At 50.9% G+C, this 14,473-nt stretch carries 16 protein-coding genes; 14 read left to right on the forward strand and 2 right to left on the reverse strand.

The features are described 5' to 3' along the window. Positions 1-2 precede the first annotated feature (2 nt). Both AACY02_RS07405 and AACY02_RS07410 read right to left on the reverse strand, forming a co-directional pair. Positions 3-788 (reverse strand): CAP domain-containing protein, encoded by a 786-nt coding sequence (locus tag AACY02_RS07405; protein ID WP_339431377.1) that lies wholly within the window; start codon positions 786-788, stop codon positions 3-5. Next, entirely contained in the window at positions 778-1,980 is a 1,203-nt protein-coding gene (locus tag AACY02_RS07410) for an MFS transporter (protein ID WP_273897722.1), read from the reverse strand. The genes AACY02_RS07405 and AACY02_RS07410 overlap by 11 nt, the downstream gene beginning before the upstream one ends. A gap of 287 nt (positions 1,981-2,267) precedes the next feature. On the opposite strand from AACY02_RS07410, the gene AACY02_RS07415 reads away from it, so the two are divergent. The 14 genes from AACY02_RS07415 to AACY02_RS07480 all read left to right on the forward strand — a co-directional run bounded on the left by AACY02_RS07415 (position 2,268) and on the right by AACY02_RS07480 (position 14,379). Beyond that, positions 2,268-2,441, forward strand: coding sequence for a hypothetical protein (locus AACY02_RS07415; RefSeq protein ID WP_273897723.1), 174 nt, complete (start codon positions 2,268-2,270; stop codon positions 2,439-2,441). A 356-nt stretch (positions 2,442-2,797) separates the two neighbouring features. Further along, the gene (locus AACY02_RS07420) at positions 2,798-3,082 is read left to right on the forward strand and encodes a hypothetical protein (protein ID WP_339431378.1); all 285 of its coding nucleotides are present in this window, start codon (positions 2,798-2,800) and stop codon (positions 3,080-3,082) included. A 72-nt stretch (positions 3,083-3,154) separates the two neighbouring features. Beyond that, complete coding sequence (locus tag AACY02_RS07425; protein WP_339431379.1) at positions 3,155-3,865, forward strand: hypothetical protein; 711 nt, start codon at positions 3,155-3,157, stop codon at positions 3,863-3,865. 37 nt (positions 3,866-3,902) lie between these two features. Then, on the forward strand, positions 3,903-4,739 hold the full coding sequence (locus tag AACY02_RS07430) for a hypothetical protein (protein WP_273897726.1): 837 nt from the start codon (positions 3,903-3,905) through the stop codon (positions 4,737-4,739). Then, positions 4,723-5,514 (forward strand): class I SAM-dependent methyltransferase, encoded by a 792-nt coding sequence (locus AACY02_RS07435; protein WP_339431380.1) that lies wholly within the window; start codon positions 4,723-4,725, stop codon positions 5,512-5,514. The genes AACY02_RS07430 and AACY02_RS07435 overlap by 17 nt, the downstream gene beginning before the upstream one ends. Then, on the forward strand, positions 5,511-6,371 hold the full coding sequence (locus AACY02_RS07440) for a putative PEP-binding protein (RefSeq protein WP_339431381.1): 861 nt from the start codon (positions 5,511-5,513) through the stop codon (positions 6,369-6,371). The genes AACY02_RS07435 and AACY02_RS07440 overlap by 4 nt, the downstream gene beginning before the upstream one ends. 19 nt (positions 6,372-6,390) lie before the next feature. Beyond that, the gene (locus tag AACY02_RS07445; RefSeq protein WP_339431382.1) at positions 6,391-7,800 is read left to right on the forward strand and encodes a PLP-dependent transferase; all 1,410 of its coding nucleotides are present in this window, start codon (positions 6,391-6,393) and stop codon (positions 7,798-7,800) included. After that, positions 7,787-9,151: a hypothetical protein gene (locus AACY02_RS07450; RefSeq protein WP_339431383.1), complete on the forward strand. Its 1,365-nt coding sequence runs from the start codon at positions 7,787-7,789 to the stop codon at positions 9,149-9,151. Before AACY02_RS07445 ends, AACY02_RS07450 begins: the two co-directional genes overlap by 14 nt. Positions 9,152-9,153: 2 nt before the next feature. Further along, entirely contained in the window at positions 9,154-10,164 is a 1,011-nt protein-coding gene (locus AACY02_RS07455; RefSeq protein WP_339431384.1) for a PLP-dependent cysteine synthase family protein, read from the forward strand. Between the two features lie 3 nt (positions 10,165-10,167). Further along, positions 10,168-10,923: a hypothetical protein gene (locus AACY02_RS07460; protein WP_339431385.1), complete on the forward strand. Its 756-nt coding sequence runs from the start codon at positions 10,168-10,170 to the stop codon at positions 10,921-10,923. A gap of 8 nt (positions 10,924-10,931) precedes the next feature. Then, complete coding sequence (locus AACY02_RS07465; protein WP_339431386.1) at positions 10,932-11,741, forward strand: hypothetical protein; 810 nt, start codon at positions 10,932-10,934, stop codon at positions 11,739-11,741. A 12-nt stretch (positions 11,742-11,753) separates the two neighbouring features. Continuing rightward, positions 11,754-12,746 carry a hypothetical protein gene (locus AACY02_RS07470; RefSeq protein WP_339431387.1) on the forward strand — a complete coding sequence of 331 codons (993 nt, stop codon included), beginning with the start codon at positions 11,754-11,756 and terminating at the stop codon, positions 12,744-12,746. A gap of 188 nt (positions 12,747-12,934) precedes the next feature. Beyond that, the gene (locus tag AACY02_RS07475; RefSeq protein WP_339431388.1) at positions 12,935-13,519 is read left to right on the forward strand and encodes a GNAT family N-acetyltransferase; all 585 of its coding nucleotides are present in this window, start codon (positions 12,935-12,937) and stop codon (positions 13,517-13,519) included. Continuing rightward, on the forward strand, positions 13,516-14,379 hold the full coding sequence (locus AACY02_RS07480) for a putative PEP-binding protein (protein ID WP_339431389.1): 864 nt from the start codon (positions 13,516-13,518) through the stop codon (positions 14,377-14,379). Before AACY02_RS07475 ends, AACY02_RS07480 begins: the two co-directional genes overlap by 4 nt. The last annotated feature ends 94 nt before the right edge of the window (positions 14,380-14,473 follow it).

Raw genomic sequence — 14,473 nt, forward strand, 5'->3', positions numbered from 1 at the left:
ACTTACTCCCCTGTTGAACAAGTAATGTAGGTGACAAACACATGGGCAATGATTTGCGGTGATCCGCTTTCCCGGGAAACTGTCCAGCGCCAGACCTGAGCCAATCCACAGGCGTTGGTTTCTGTTACGCGAATGTTGTTGTAGTGATTACGGCTGCCCAGCCATTGCTCCAATATCTCGTGGGGGGCGGCCAGCCCTCTGGCGACACATTCACGAATGTGTTTTGCCTCGGGCAAAACTCGCAAAACCCTCTCGGCCGGGCTCGAGCCGTGCTCACCACGATGGGTCATCTCCAGTTGGTGGGCCATATAAAGGGTGTGGCGCAGAGCTTCTTGATCGAGTGCCGGAATCCGTTGCTGAGTCGATAGCCCGGATGCTGCCCGGTATTCATTGATCAAGTCGAAGAGGGCACTGGATCTGCAGGCGTCCGCCAGTGGCTCGACAGGCAATCCCAGTCCGATGACACTTACCTGAGACGATTTTTTTGCAGCCATTGCCATGCACTCAAGCTGGTAGGTGTCCAGCAGATGAATGTCATCGATCACGAATACTGTGTGCCGGTTTTGTACGTATTCTGCGGTATTCAAAAGTTGCTTGTGCATCTTGGCAAACGGCGTGTGGTGTGCCGCGAAACAGACCAGGTCGAAATGCGGATGCAAGGTAGCCCATTGCCGCGCTGCATGGATTGCCTGGGTCTTTCCGGTCATGGGGGCCGACCGGATCAGCAGGTTGGCTCTGAGGTTGTGTTCAAGGTGCCGTATCAGCATCGAATCCAGGCTACTGTCCATAAGCACTTTCCGATCTCCTCGCGTACATCAGCCTGATCGAGCCGACCAATGTCAAAAACATGATCAAGCCCGACACCAGGGGAATATGGCTTTTGTCGGGCACAAGTCCGCTGACAACAAACGGCCCGGCCGCTTGGGCAATCATGCTCAGGCTCAAGTAAGTTGAAAAAACAGGGCCACGAGCGCTGCGAGGAATGGACGTCAGGAACGATGCATAAAGGTTATTGGTTACGAAGGCAAACAGAAGGGAGTTGAGCGAAATCGATACCACAATGACGGCGATGCTTGAGCTCTGCATCATGACAAAGGTCATCAGAAGGAGGGCGATTGCAGCGACATTGAGCTGATTGAGATAAGGCTTGTAGCGTGCGTTGATCTTTGGCGATACCCAGAACAGAAATGCGACGCCCAAGAGTGCGCGTGCCGCCCCGAAGATGCCGAAATATTCATCTTTCCATCCGGACACGCCGGTTAACCATAATGGAAAAGTCCGGTAGAAACCTTCATTGCCGATGGTCAGAAGCATCAACATGAGGATTAGGCAAAAAGAGGTATCGCTGAAGAAAATCCGTTCGGACAGCCGCAATTTTCTCGAATTTGCCTCGCCGTTTTCCTTTGCATCTTCGGTAATCTGATGATGGTTGGCAGAAATGAAAGACATCAGAAAAAATAGCGAGACAAGACAGAACAAAGTCGAGAACGCAAAAATAACCCGGTAACCAAGAGGTTCTATCGGAAGCACCAGAATGATGACGGACCCCAATACTGGCGCAAGACACGCACCAAAAGACCGAGCAGCATTGTATTTGGACATTTCGATCGTAAGATCGAGGTGACGACTAACGCTGGTGATCAATAAATCAACTGTTCGGCCCAGGGAACTGCCAGCGCCCGTTAACAATCGACTTGTCGTGGTCAGAAATAGCGAAGGCGTCAACGTCAGAACCAAGTAACTCAGTGCGTGGAAGATCATCCCGGAACTGCATGTGTGTGCCGCCCCGAGTCTTTTAGTCAGTTGGCCCAGAAGATGGCCAACCGTTAATTGAACCGCAATGGGCAGTGCCAGTAGTAGTGATATTAGCAAGCTGTTTGAAGTGACATGGGATAAGTAAAGTACGAAGTAAGCGCCGATGATCTGTCCGCTGGCACGGGAGAAAAAAGCATAGGTGTACAGCTGGTGTTTTTTATCCATAAAGTGCTTGGTTCATCCCTGTAAGAAAATGTACTCGACACTGCCTCAATAAATAAAAATAGGTAAGATCCAAAAAGGCGTCAAGCCGGGTGGTGAATTGACATTGAAGTGATGCGCGCCTGGCGAGTTACCATGGATAATAGCGAGCCTATAAGGCTACATTCTTTTTGAGGCATAAGAAGATGTCTCATTAGAATCATATGGTATTTGCAGAATCTCATAACTCATCAACAGTTAAGGAGCCGCTCGGCTGAGCGGTGTAAATGATCATTGTCATGGAGAACACTATGAGTAAAGAACTTGAAAAAGGATGTGATGAGGTCGAAAACGAGATCCAGGCAGACGAAGTTCAAACTCCGTTTGGTCTGACGGAATGTATTGTCAGTCTCAACATTCCTTCGGATGTCGCCGATCAACGCTATGTTGCTATCGGCGGAGGGTGTGTCGGTTGTCATAGCTGAAATCTCTGATGGTGAAACCCGTTCGTCTTTTATTGGTAGTCGATGAAGGTGCGAGCGGGTTGTACCAGTCTTAACAAAATGGTCACGGGAGTGCACAGGTAGAGTATCCGGATGGTTACTTGATTTGCAGTTTGCACTCGCAGGTTTTCGACGCGAACAGGTATGTGTGTCGCAGAACCATAGATTATAAAATTGCTTGGATCCAATTTTTTTACATTTTTTTTGCCAACCAAATTGATTTCAGTGTTATTTAATTTTTAGGTTTTAGATGATGGCGTTTTGGAAAAACCTTAAAAAATATGGATTTGCATAGTTGCCGAAAGCTTGCGAAGAGTTGGTTTTTGCCAGGCGGCTGATTGCTGCTCGTTGACACGGCGGAGCAAGTGTTTACTTTTAGACCGGCAACAACAGTCACAAAAAAAGAAACTCACCTCACATTCATCAGGAATAAAATCATGACTGAGAATACAGCCGCTAAAGGTCTTGTCAGTGCTCAAGTTGAGGCTCAGGAACTCGTTCAGGGCGTTGAAACTCCTTTTGGAGAAAATATCGTCACCCACCTCGTTGTGCCATCGGATGTTGCGGATAAGCGTTATGTTTCCGTAGGCGGTGGTGGCGCTTGGCACGAGAAGGTCAAGTAAGTACCGGTGCGCCTCCTTTCCCCATGGAGGGGAGGTGCATTACTTGCCTCAAAAGGGATTTATGGAGGTTAGATGTCAAATTTTGATCTTTGCAGGATTTACCCTGACGCTCCGGATCCTGTCAAAGCCGGCTTTGCCGAACATGCATTAAGTGCGCGTGCGTTGCGCTATTGTCGCCCTGTAAAAATGGCCTCCAAAATCGGTTGGTTGTTTTATGCGCCCATAGACTTCGCTGTCGTCCTCAAAGAGGACCGAATTCTCTGGAGCTATGGAGCATTTACCGAATGGTATGTTTTGGAAAGTGCCCAACTTCCAGGGATGGCCGGTCTTGTAGACTCCCGGCTTGGTGCCCATCAGGGCGCGTCGCCTCCTTTTTTGACCGCATTGCCGGAAGAACGCTGTATTCAGATCTGGCTCGGTTATTCAGTACGCAGTTCGCAACATATTGCCTTGCAAGTAAGAGGGCCGATCAATCACCCGCAGCGCAGTGCCTATGAAGTGATTGAAGGCGTCATTGAAAGTGAACGATGGCATGGCCCGCTTATTACCGTAATAAAACTGCGTAAAGAAAATGAGCCCGTCATTTTTCGCACGAGTACACCATTGATTCAATGTGTGCCGGTCGACGCGCGATTGTATGAAGCCTCTGCTTGCCAGTCGAATGTCATCAATGCTTTCGAGTCGTTTTCCGAAGTCGATTGGGGTGGTTTTTTTGGCACGCTGCATCGGGTCGGAGACGAGCCATTAAAAAATATCGCCAAACAACGAATAAAACAAAACTGACCACGGACTTGGGCAAGCCCAGAGAGGGGAACTCGATATGATCAATGGGGTTTTCAATAAACCAAAAATAAAACGAGCCATTGAGCAACTGAGCAAAGTGCTCGCATTGGCGCCTGATGACATTGGCTATGCCAGCGGTTCTCTATTCGATGGACTGGGCGACGAAGATTCCGATTTTGATATCTATGTGTTGACCACTGCAGATTCCCTGCAGCGACGCGCTGCGGATTTTGACAGCGAAAGAAAAAACGATCAGCACAATTATAAGTTTGGAATTCAGTACATCGAAGTCGAGGGTGTGTCATTCGATGTCGAGTTTCATGCCAAGGAAAACTTGCTGAAGTTGTTTGATTCACTGGACCGCCTCAAACCGATCAGTCGTCAGTCCCTGCATGAAAACTATCGGTCGTTGGGTGACGTCCCCAGGGACAAGGCTGTCGAAATCCTGCATCGCTTCAGAATCGGTAAACCGTTCTTCAATGAATCGGGATTCGCTTCAGTGAAAGCTCGATTTGACGAGGACGCGTTCTTCTCATGGAATGCGCTGTTTCATCTGATGGAGAGCGAGGATTTTGTCAAAGGAACCAAAAGAAGCCTGAAGGCTGAAGATCCCGAAAGCGCTTATTTAAAGCTGTGTTATTTCCTCAACAGCTTGGCTGATGCACAGATTTTTTTAGGCAGGGCCAGTTGTGACCGGTGGAAATGGCGACTGCCAAAACTTAGGACGATGAACGTTCCCCAGTTCCTGGCTTTTTATTTGTCTGTCCAGATTCCTCAAGATGTTTCGGCAGAAAATCTGAAAGTGTTCGTGGAAAAAAAGCTGCTGCAGGGAGTTTCCGTCGCCAAGGACATGAACGGTGAATTCAATGGATAGTTGCGTGAGGGAGCGCGTCTTTTCCAGCCTGGAGACGCAAATCAGCCAGCAGTTTTTTCCGATATTGAAAACCATGGGGGCATCCGATTCTGTTCTCAAAAGAATCGAGCGTGGCTTTCTTGACTGTTATGAGCACTCGTCACATCTGGCGTTGTCACACTTGCGCCATGAACTTACTCGGACGGGGTTGCGCGATACCTGGAATCGGGTTCTCGATCACGCCCGCTCTGCTTATCTCGCCGAATTGATTGCGCCTCACGTGGAAGGGGTGACGATGGATCTGCTCTGCGGTGATGGTGCACTGGCTATCGAACTGGAGAAAATGACCGGGCAGCCGGTGCATTTGGTCGAGCGACCAAAAGATGTTCTTAACACTTGGCGACCCTGGATTGACAGAATTCGCCCATTTGAATCGATTGACGTGAGTTTCGAAGGCATTGAAGCCGATACTGTTGTGCTGTCCACCGTTCTGCATCATGAACAGTTCCCGCGAGACTTGATTCGCACGGCTGTTCAGAAGACCAAAAAAAGACTGGTTGTCATTGAAAACTGTATCGATGATGTATTCGACGCCGAATATCAGGTGTTCGTCGACCTTTTTTTTAACACTTGCCTGAATGAAACAAAACTCGATTCGCCCGGGGCTCATTTGCGGGAAGATGAATGGATCGCAATTCTTTATGAGTTCGGGTTCCGTCAGGTCGATGTCGTCGAGCGAACTACTCAAGTTCCAGGCATTCCCCTTTCCCATACTGTCATGGTCGCGAGTAAATGACGGCGCGCTATCTGGGGTTGAACGGCGAGCCGGTTACCCCGCAGGTGATTTCGCATGTGGCAGGTGTCGGCCTGATTCGGGGGGAATACCTGTGTCGATTGTTCGGTAATTACATTACCAGCGAACAAGTGCGAGACGGTATTCGGCACTACATTGGAAAACTTGGTGAATGTACACGAAACAAAGATATCTGGTACCGGCTCGTCGAGATGGAAAGCAGTGAAGTAAACACCTTTGAAGGGTGCGATGTGCCGTTGTATGAAAAGAGCCCAATGATGGGCTTGCGTGGAGCAGCCAGGGCCTTGCAGATACCCGCCACCTTCGATCTGGAGGTCAGCATGCTGGTCGAATGTGCAAAGGCAAATCGTAATTTGCATGTGATCATTCCTTATGTCACCTCGGTCGCCCAGTTCGAAAGGCTTGCCGCACGTATGCGAGCGCTTGGATTCTCTAACAAGATCGGGGCCATGATCGAGACGCCGGCAATGGCGCTGGATCTGGCGCAGTTCAATTCCGCAGAACTCTTTGTCGTGGGCTTGAATGATCTACGCAGCCTTTGCCTGGGTATAGCCAGGGACAGATTGACGGCTGATGTAATCCCTGGCGCGGTTATGACGCTGTTGAAGCATTGCGTGGAAATAGCCGCGGAAAAAAATATTCCTTTACATATCGCCGGTTATATCGGGCCCGATAGTTTCAAGCAGTTGGATATGGCGGGCGTAGATGCGGTGGTTGTGCATTACAGTCACTTGAAAACCGTGTTTCCCGATGATTTTTGTTCGCTAGATGGTGAGCTGGACTATAAAAAAATCAAGAATGAGGTTCGTGCCCGAGTGGGTGACCCAGCCATTCGTTAATTTATTACCGGACAAAGGCATGAATACGGATATCAGCATAAATTACTTGTCAAGACTGTATCGTTTGATAATAGAAGAGCTGCGAGAGACGTGCTTGCGTCATGCAGAAATTTCGCATTCATTACTCGAGTTGGTTGAGCATGTTGTCCGCATTCACGATCAGTACTGGGGACGCCACCAGCATGGAGCCGATATCGGTGCAGCCGAGGAAGCCATGCTCTGGACAGAATACGAAACTGCAGCGGTAAACTTTGCCAATATTCTGAATGCCCGAGCAACCATTGCGACTTGTTATTCCTCCATGGACGAATACTGGCGCGATGCTCAGGCCCAGGCAAATGGCAAAAGCTCAAATACGATCTGGGACATTTACGAACATGGTTCGAGGCGACGACTGGAAGGCAGCTTCGCAGCAGTGCTGAATGTAGAGGCGGCACTGCTGCTCAATAGCGGAATGTCTGCCATCTCGGTGGCAATCAATGCTGTTGGATTGAAGCCGACGGATGCCGTGTTTGTCGGAAAAAGCTCCTATTTTGAAACCAATGAAGTCCTTGAGCATTTTGTAGATGTCATCGGCTGTCGGATTCATAGTATTGATTTTCTGGACATTCCGGCGTTTGAGTCTGCACTGCGCGAGTTTTCACCAAAGTTGCTCGTGGTGGAAACGGCGACCAATTGCCCGACACCAGAATCATTGCCGAATTTCTCTCAGGTGGATTTTGGGAAGAAGTGGCCAATGATCATTTGTGATCAGACTATCGTCGGCTTTCCCGATGCCGACGTTTCACTGAACTACCCGGGTGATGTCGTCTACTTGGCCAGTCTTTCAAAGTTTGTCACGAACAGCATCAGTGCAGGTTTGATTTTTGGCCGGGCTTCGAGCGTCGATCGTTGTCGCAAGATCGCCAGGTTTTCAGGACAGAATCTTCAGGAGCATGCTTTCAATTTCATCCGGCATTCGGATATCACCTGCGTCCACTACCGTATGGAGCTTCACCAACTGAACGTGCAGTTGTTCATGGATGCGTTAACACAGGTTAAGGAGGAGCTTTCTCTGTTGCGAACGCTGGAGCGTGATTTTCTTGGCGATACTGCCAACGGTTCGGGTGCTCACGGTTGTCTGATTTTTTTTGCGCTCATACCTCGTCAGGGACAGGATTATTTTTCGCCCGAGTTAGTTGAGAGTCATCGTGCGGTCGTCTGCCAATGGCAGATGTTCAGTCGGCGTCATGGAGAAACATTTGATATTCGTTCCGGCTTTGGCTGGAGGAAAACCTCGATCCGCTGTTACGAAGGCAGTCAACTTAACCAGTCCAATGCTCCCTCCTACATGAGGATATCGGTGGGGCTGGAGTCTCGACGTGCCGTCATGTGCCTTGCTGCACAACTAGTCGACTCAATCAGGGAGGTAACTCATGGAACCATTTGATGTGCGCAGTGACGCTCATGCGACGTCTATCAATGACATGCTCACGAGACTGTCTCCAGCATTGGGCGAGATTGTTTTCGAACCGTCAGGTCGTCATATGCGCGCCGAATATAACGTTGCGCAGGCCGCTGAAAAACTCATCGATATTCTGAATCTGCTCAGACGTGCGAGCCACATTATTGCTGGCTCGCTAGTAGCGATTCGCTCTTATGAGCTGGAAATCGAAGCGGCTCATCACCTCTATGCCTGTTCCCTGTCGGTCGAAAAGTTTCGGACACGATTGAGTGAACTCAGGATCGATAAAGACAGAATTGAAGAGTGGCAGGGTATTTCCGGGTTCGCCTCATGCACGACAGCCTTGAACGCAGGTTCGGATCTTGTGTTTGTCAGTGTCGTCTATCTGGGCTATTTCCGAGTGATTGAGCACAAAATCAGCGAGTACCTGTCGCTCAGTGATCCCGTCCTGGACATGCCATCCAGACAAATGCTTGTAGAAACACAGAGATTTCTAGAAGAAGCCCTCACGTGGTTTAAAAGTTCATGCTGTTATGCAGCGGGTGAGGTTTCTGTCGCCTGGAGTCAGGAGTTTGCCGCATACATCAGAGAATTGATCCTCGTCGAGTTACGCGATAAAGCCTCCGTGAAGCAATCTGCACCGGCCGGTACATCTGTATTGCGCCAGTGCAAGGCTCGGCGAGACCCGCGGCTGAAAGTGTTTTCGCACAGTCGCAACTATTCCACTGGCGATCTCCCGAGTGCGGTGCCAGGTGGCAATCAGCGCGTATCGAGATTCATGGACACCTTTCGCACACAACGTGACGAACTGGATGCCATCGAAACATTTGCCAATGTGTTGTTCGACCTGGGGGGCAAAAACTTCGAGTTCGAATTGTTTCTGGCGCGATTGGTTTCCGATGAGGCACGCCACTCCGAAATGGGCCAGCAGTGGTTAAGCCGGTCGGGCTATGACCCCTTCGAAGTTCCCTGCAGCACAATTGGCATCGATGTACGGACAACCATGCAGCCTTATACGGCATTCGCCCAGATCAATATCTTTGGAGAACTTCAGCAGGTGGCTAGCCTGCGCCGCTTTTCCCTTGAAGCAAGGTTGTCGGGAGACGAGTTTTCCGCCAATGCGCTGGACTTCACCAATGCCGATGAGTTGATGCATGTCAAAGTGGGGCGGGAGTGGGTAAAGAGCATCGCGCGTTGGCAGTCAACTTCATTTGACTCGGTGCAGGAGACGGCACGCCAGGAAGCGATTGAGCGTCTGCATGAGTTAGGCGTTATCGATGAAGACTACAAGTCGACCATAACCGTAAAAGAAATGGCTGCAATTATCGGGGAGTAAATATGGATATCCTTCCGGATCTAAAAAGTATGGTAGGTCGCACGCCTATTCTTAAACTTGAAAAATTCAGTGGTTCAAGACAATTCAACCTTTATGGAAAATGTGAGTTCCTCAACCCAGGCGGATCGATCAAAGACCGCATTGGTTTTCATATGGTTGAAAGCGCACGCGCCAGCGGTGTTCTGGCGCAAGGCGGTGTTATCGTAGAAGCGACAGCAGGCAATACCGCTATGGGACTCGCGATGGCGGCCGCTTATTATAATCATCCCTTGATTGCGGTGATGAGCAGCAAGATGAGTACCGAGAAGATCAATTTGCTGCGCACTTACGGTGCCAAGGTGGTGATTTGTCCGTATGCGGTTGCACCGTCCTCGCCTCAGCACTTCGTCAATGTGGCTAAACGCATAGCACGCGATCTTCCAAACGGCTGGTTTTGTGATCAATTCAGTAATCAGGCGAATGTCGAAGCACACTCTCTTTCCACGGGCCCAGAGATCTGGGACACCTTCGGCGACAAGCTCGATGTGCTGGTCTGCGGATTGGGCACCGGGGGTACGTTGACAGGAGTTGCGACGTACCTGAAACAACGTAACAGCCGATTGCGAGTAGTGCTTGCTGACCCGCAGGGCAGTACACATATCAATCATTTTCAGAAAGAACAGGTCGACGCCTCACCTTACTGGATTGAAGGCATTGGTGGGGACTTTCGACCTGATATCGCAGACATGTCGCTGATTGACGAAACCATCCTGGTGTCAGATGCGGAGTCCGTAGAAGCCGCCATTGATTGTTTCCAGAAAGAAGGCTTATTTGTGGGAGGTTCTTCAGGGACGATTCTGGCTGCGGCCAAAAAGTATATTGAAAAGAACGAAGGAACTGATCAGCGTATTCTGGCATTGCTTCCCGATGGCGGAAGGTCATATTTAAGTACGATCTACAGTCCACAGTGGCGGGCAGAAAAAGGCCTTGTCATCGGTTCTGATTTTGGCGAGCTTGAGTTTGTTCAGGAGTAGGCTATGTATATCACCGGTCATTGCTTTATTTCTGATGGTTGTAAGCTCTGGTCAAGTCAAGATATATACGGTGAAGGCGTCGGCTATATTACTTTTCCGGATTATGCGCGTGGCCATGATATCGGCTATCAACAGTGTTTTATTCCACGCCAACGCTCTGAAAGCCAAGAGCTTGCAGTCTCGCATTTGTTGGCTGATTGGTGGGTGCACTACGGCCCGGGAGATGAAAGAGCGCGGAAAGGCTGGGCGTATAGAAAAATGGGCATTTTTTCCAAGCTGTACGATGAGTTCTTTGCCACAGCCGAATCCCGAGGAATGAGAAATCCCTTGATCGAGAGAGACTCTTACCGGGGCTTCTCACATACGATGGTCGAGTATTCGATTGATACCTGGATTTCCCGAAATCAACCGGTGGAGCGCTACTTTCGCACCGTCCAGCAGGGCGTCAGCGCGATAGATACGAGGCAGTTGGCGCAGAATCTGGGGTTTATGGCTGATAAATTTGATATGGACGGTCAAGTGTTTCGCCATGACTTGCAAAGTTTTCAGGAGCGGGTAGGGCGCGCTGGAAATACCGGCGAGTGGGTATTGTTTGCTGGGCTGAAGAAGTTTGGGCTGGCTCAATCTCCCCAATCGTTAAGTTTGCTTGCTTCATGCATTGACCGTGGGCTGGCGCAGATATCGGATCAAGACATGACATCCATGTTGGGTGAATGCATCGAGTTTGTCCGTTCCCGTACCTTGTCCAATCGTATATAGGACCGACCATGGACACGCTTGGACATTGTTACGTAGCGGAGTTAAGTGGAGAGTTTTCGTCGACGGATATATACACTCGAAAATTTCTGACGATGCTCATCCCGAATATCTTTCATTGCCATGACTGGGCTTATCAACACATTCTGAGGACCGCCAGTACCTGCGCAACCAATGCTGAAAAACCACAGCCATTCCGAGAAATAAAGGCTCACCTGATTGCTGACTGGATCATTCATTACGGCAGCGACTGGTCGACGCTGGAGAAAAGAAAATGTGGCTGGGCCTACAGCAAGATGGGGCTTTCGGCTGACGGATTTCGAGACTTTTATAAAGGTCTCAGAGGCTCCGGGTTGCTCCTTGACAGTGCCGAGCTACCAGAAGACTGGACCAAGAAAAGGCGCCTTGATTTTCATCACAGTGCTGTTGAGTACGCGTTGGACATCATCATCGCCGACCACTTTTCAAGCCCTTCGCACTTTGTAGCCCTACAGAAATTTTTCTCGGTCATCGATCCACCCGAGGACGAGGACCAGTTCCGCGCTCTGCTCGCTACGATGACCGACATGGAATTCGACTCTGACAGAAACATCGGAATATGGCGTGATTCCTTTCAGGAAACCCTCGACTCGGTACGGCTGGCGCAGCGCGCCGCAGATATTCCGATCTACGGCTTCGCCAAAAAATATGGCCTGGACATGAGCGATGAAGCATTGGCCCATTCGCGTGGTTTTTTGTACTCGATTGTCAATGAAATTGCACCGCAAGAGGCATTCGAGCTTTGCCAGACTATTTCCCGGGGCATCAGCCGAAACTTGTAGTGAGAGGAACATATGCCTACGCCTGACAAAGAACTGGGGCTGATTACGGTAACGCCGGATGCCATAAACCAGGATTTACTCAAGCCCATCCTTGAGGCTTTGAAAGATGCCGATATCTATGTGGTTGCTGCGATGTCTCATCGGTTTTCGATGCCACAGGTGCTGTTGCTCTACCAGGACCGCATCACCCACGACCGCGGGGAGAGCAGGACGCTGTCGAACTGGCTCTCACCTCGCTCCTTTACGGCAGGCGGTTCAGTCGTGCTGGCCGTCCGATCCCGTCAAGCCCGCCCGCAGGGACTTCAGCCTTACATTGCATCCCTCAAAGGCAGCAGTCGCATGGCTGAGCCAAAAGCCGGGAAACTGCGAGCACTCACCGCATGGTGCGAGCGCAGTTTGTCGGTGGTACACAGTCCAGACGACAACGAGGGTGTCGAACATGAGCTGCAGCTAGTGTTTGGTTCGGAGTTCATTGTCCGGATCAAACATCTGGCGGACGCCGCCCTGGACAACGATGCGCTCTGTTTGCTGGGGCAGCACGCCCGGGAGGAGAGGGCATCTTCGGTCTTCAGTGGATTACCGAGCATTCTGGCAAGAGGAGTAGCGTGTCTGTATGGCAGTCCCGTTTTCGCCAACAAACATCAATTGTTGAAGTTGATCGATGGATTGCGCCAGTTGTCGAAGGATGTTTCCCGGCAAGCGGCTCAAGATCAGGCAGGGTTTTTGTGGTCGGCCCTTGCACCGTTCAAGAAGAACTTCATCGCGCTGCATGAAAACAGCAAGGACGGAGTGATGGACAATGCATCGCTCAAGCAGTCTCTCTATCGGTATCGGTTGGTGTGCATGACCCATACGATGATTGCTGCATGCGATCCGGCGCTGTTCAAGGTCGATGTATCGCAAGAGCTATGCCATGCATTCGGTACAGCGGGGCTTGTCCTTGATCATTGGGAGGAACAGGCGCTGCATGTTCTCGCTGCTTATCACACGGTTACCGCTGGATGATTCGTCACGCCGGTCCTGTCCTTCACCTGGGACGTTGCCACTATGCGGGATGGTCCGACTGGTTGTTCCACATCCGGCACTTGACGCGTTCGCAGCGTGGTCTCTGTTCCCAGGGGCGTACGTTGTATTTTGATTCGCTGGCAGTGCTCAAGCGCAGACGCCGATTGTGGTGTCGGGAGGGAGCCAGATTGCTGGTAAAAGTGCCTTCGAGGGCCGCCAGCTCTACTTCTGCTTTTCTGTCCAGAGAGGGATTCAAAAACGTAGTCGCGCTTTCGGGAGGATTTGTACCTGTCGAGTCCGCATGGGGCGACCGTCGGCAAGGCTCGTGGCCCGATGGTTGGCGCTGTGAACTGACGAATGACTTCACCGCTTCGGCCTTGCTGAAACGCTACCAGTGTTCGCAGCGCCAGTGCGGTTTGACGTCCGTGCCTTTGTGGTTGTTGAAGGATTGTCACCAGGGGCAGACATTGATACTGCGCACCCCTGAGGGAGAGGTCGCCGGGGGCGCCGCAGTGGTTTTTTTTCGAAACGCGACAGGTGCCCGGGACTTCCTGTTGTTTGGTGTGTTTGTGATGGCTGCGTATCGTGGTCGCGGGTTCGGTGAACGGCTGGTCAATCAAGTGCTCGGGTTATCGGAAGTCGTCCGAAGCCGCATGGGTTTTATCATGCTGGAGAAGGGCTCTGTCATTGAGTTCTACAAACGATTTGGATTCATGGCCGCTGATCATTTCGGCTTTTTGTACTGCGATGGATACTCGACGAGGGTCAGATGAATTTCAGATTGTCATTAAGTGGTGAGCTGCCTGCGCCAGCGGTCGCGAAGTTCTTTTCCGGAGTAGGTCTGCTGCGCAGCGAGTTTGTCCTGCGCAGGTATGGGGCCGGACTGAAGGAGCGTTCTGTTCGAGAGGCGCTTACCCGGTACGTGAGCGCGGTCTGCGAGTTGTTTCAAGGTAAGCCGGTCTGGTATCGCCTGGCCGACTTGTGGGCTGATGAGGCTGCTACGCTTACGGCGGAAAAGACCTATCTCGTGGAACAGAATCCGATGCTGGGTATCAGGGGGCTGCGGCGTGCCCGAGTTGATCCCGAGTCATTCCGGATCGAGCTGGAGATATTGGGGGCGCTCGCTGCACGTTTCGACAATCTGCATATCATTTTTCCCTTCATCCAGGATCGGACCGAGTTCGACCATTTTGCGTCGGCACTCAAGACCATGCATTGGCCAAACAGGTTCGGGACAATGCTGGAAGTACCCTCCGCGTTGCTTGAGGTCGAACACTTCATCAACAGCGGTGCGAGCAATCTGGTGTTCGGTCTGAATGATCTTTCCTGTTTGACGCTCGGTCAGGATCGCGGGACCGATGCCATAAAACTGCACCCGGCTTTGTGGCGTCTGATTCATCTGGCAATTGCCGATGTTTCCGGGGCATGCGAGTACGGGGTGGCGGGCAAGTTTTCCGCGCCTATCCTGGAAAGGATCTGCCAGGAAGACGTGAATTATGTTTCCTTGCACTATGGTCAATTGCCGGAACTGTCGGATAACCCGGCGTTTCTGGACCTGGAAGATGTAAACCTGGTCGATCAGATCAAACGGCAGACTAATCAGGCCAAACGCAATTTAAAGCGGGAGATGTAGAGCGCCGCGTGAAAATTAAATCATGCCAAGCGGCTTGCATCGGCAGCATCTGAGGATACTTTTCCTAATTAAGGTAAACTGCCTGCCGCTCTTC

Origin of the sequence: Pseudomonas sp. EA_65y_Pfl2_P78 (assembly GCF_963970495.1) — a bacterium.
In the GTDB taxonomy this organism is placed as follows: domain Bacteria; phylum Pseudomonadota; class Gammaproteobacteria; order Pseudomonadales; family Pseudomonadaceae; genus Aquipseudomonas; species Aquipseudomonas baetica_A.

Bases quoted from the DNA above. Each gene is read 5' to 3' on its own strand.
- AACY02_RS07410 (WP_273897722.1), bottom strand. From the start codon at position 1,980: ATGGATAAAAAACACCAGCTGTACACCTATGCTTTTTTCTCCCGTGCC.
- AACY02_RS07415 (WP_273897723.1), top strand. From the start codon at position 2,268: ATGAGTAAAGAACTTGAAAAAGGATGTGATGAGGTCGAAAACGAGATC.
- AACY02_RS07465 (WP_339431386.1), top strand. From the start codon at position 10,932: ATGGACACGCTTGGACATTGTTACGTAGCGGAGTTAAGTGGAGAGTTT.
- AACY02_RS07440 (WP_339431381.1), top strand. From the start codon at position 5,511: ATGACGGCGCGCTATCTGGGGTTGAACGGCGAGCCGGTTACCCCGCAG.
- AACY02_RS07425 (WP_339431379.1), top strand. From the start codon at position 3,155: ATGTCAAATTTTGATCTTTGCAGGATTTACCCTGACGCTCCGGATCCT.
- AACY02_RS07480 (WP_339431389.1), top strand. From the start codon at position 13,516: ATGAATTTCAGATTGTCATTAAGTGGTGAGCTGCCTGCGCCAGCGGTC.
- AACY02_RS07470 (WP_339431387.1), top strand. From the start codon at position 11,754: ATGCCTACGCCTGACAAAGAACTGGGGCTGATTACGGTAACGCCGGAT.
- AACY02_RS07405 (WP_339431377.1), bottom strand. From the start codon at position 788: ATGGACAGTAGCCTGGATTCGATGCTGATACGGCACCTTGAACACAAC.
- AACY02_RS07450 (WP_339431383.1), top strand. From the start codon at position 7,787: ATGGAACCATTTGATGTGCGCAGTGACGCTCATGCGACGTCTATCAAT.
- AACY02_RS07455 (WP_339431384.1), top strand. From the start codon at position 9,154: ATGGATATCCTTCCGGATCTAAAAAGTATGGTAGGTCGCACGCCTATT.
- AACY02_RS07445 (WP_339431382.1), top strand. From the start codon at position 6,391: ATGAATACGGATATCAGCATAAATTACTTGTCAAGACTGTATCGTTTG.
- AACY02_RS07460 (WP_339431385.1), top strand. From the start codon at position 10,168: ATGTATATCACCGGTCATTGCTTTATTTCTGATGGTTGTAAGCTCTGG.
- AACY02_RS07430 (WP_273897726.1), top strand. From the start codon at position 3,903: ATGATCAATGGGGTTTTCAATAAACCAAAAATAAAACGAGCCATTGAG.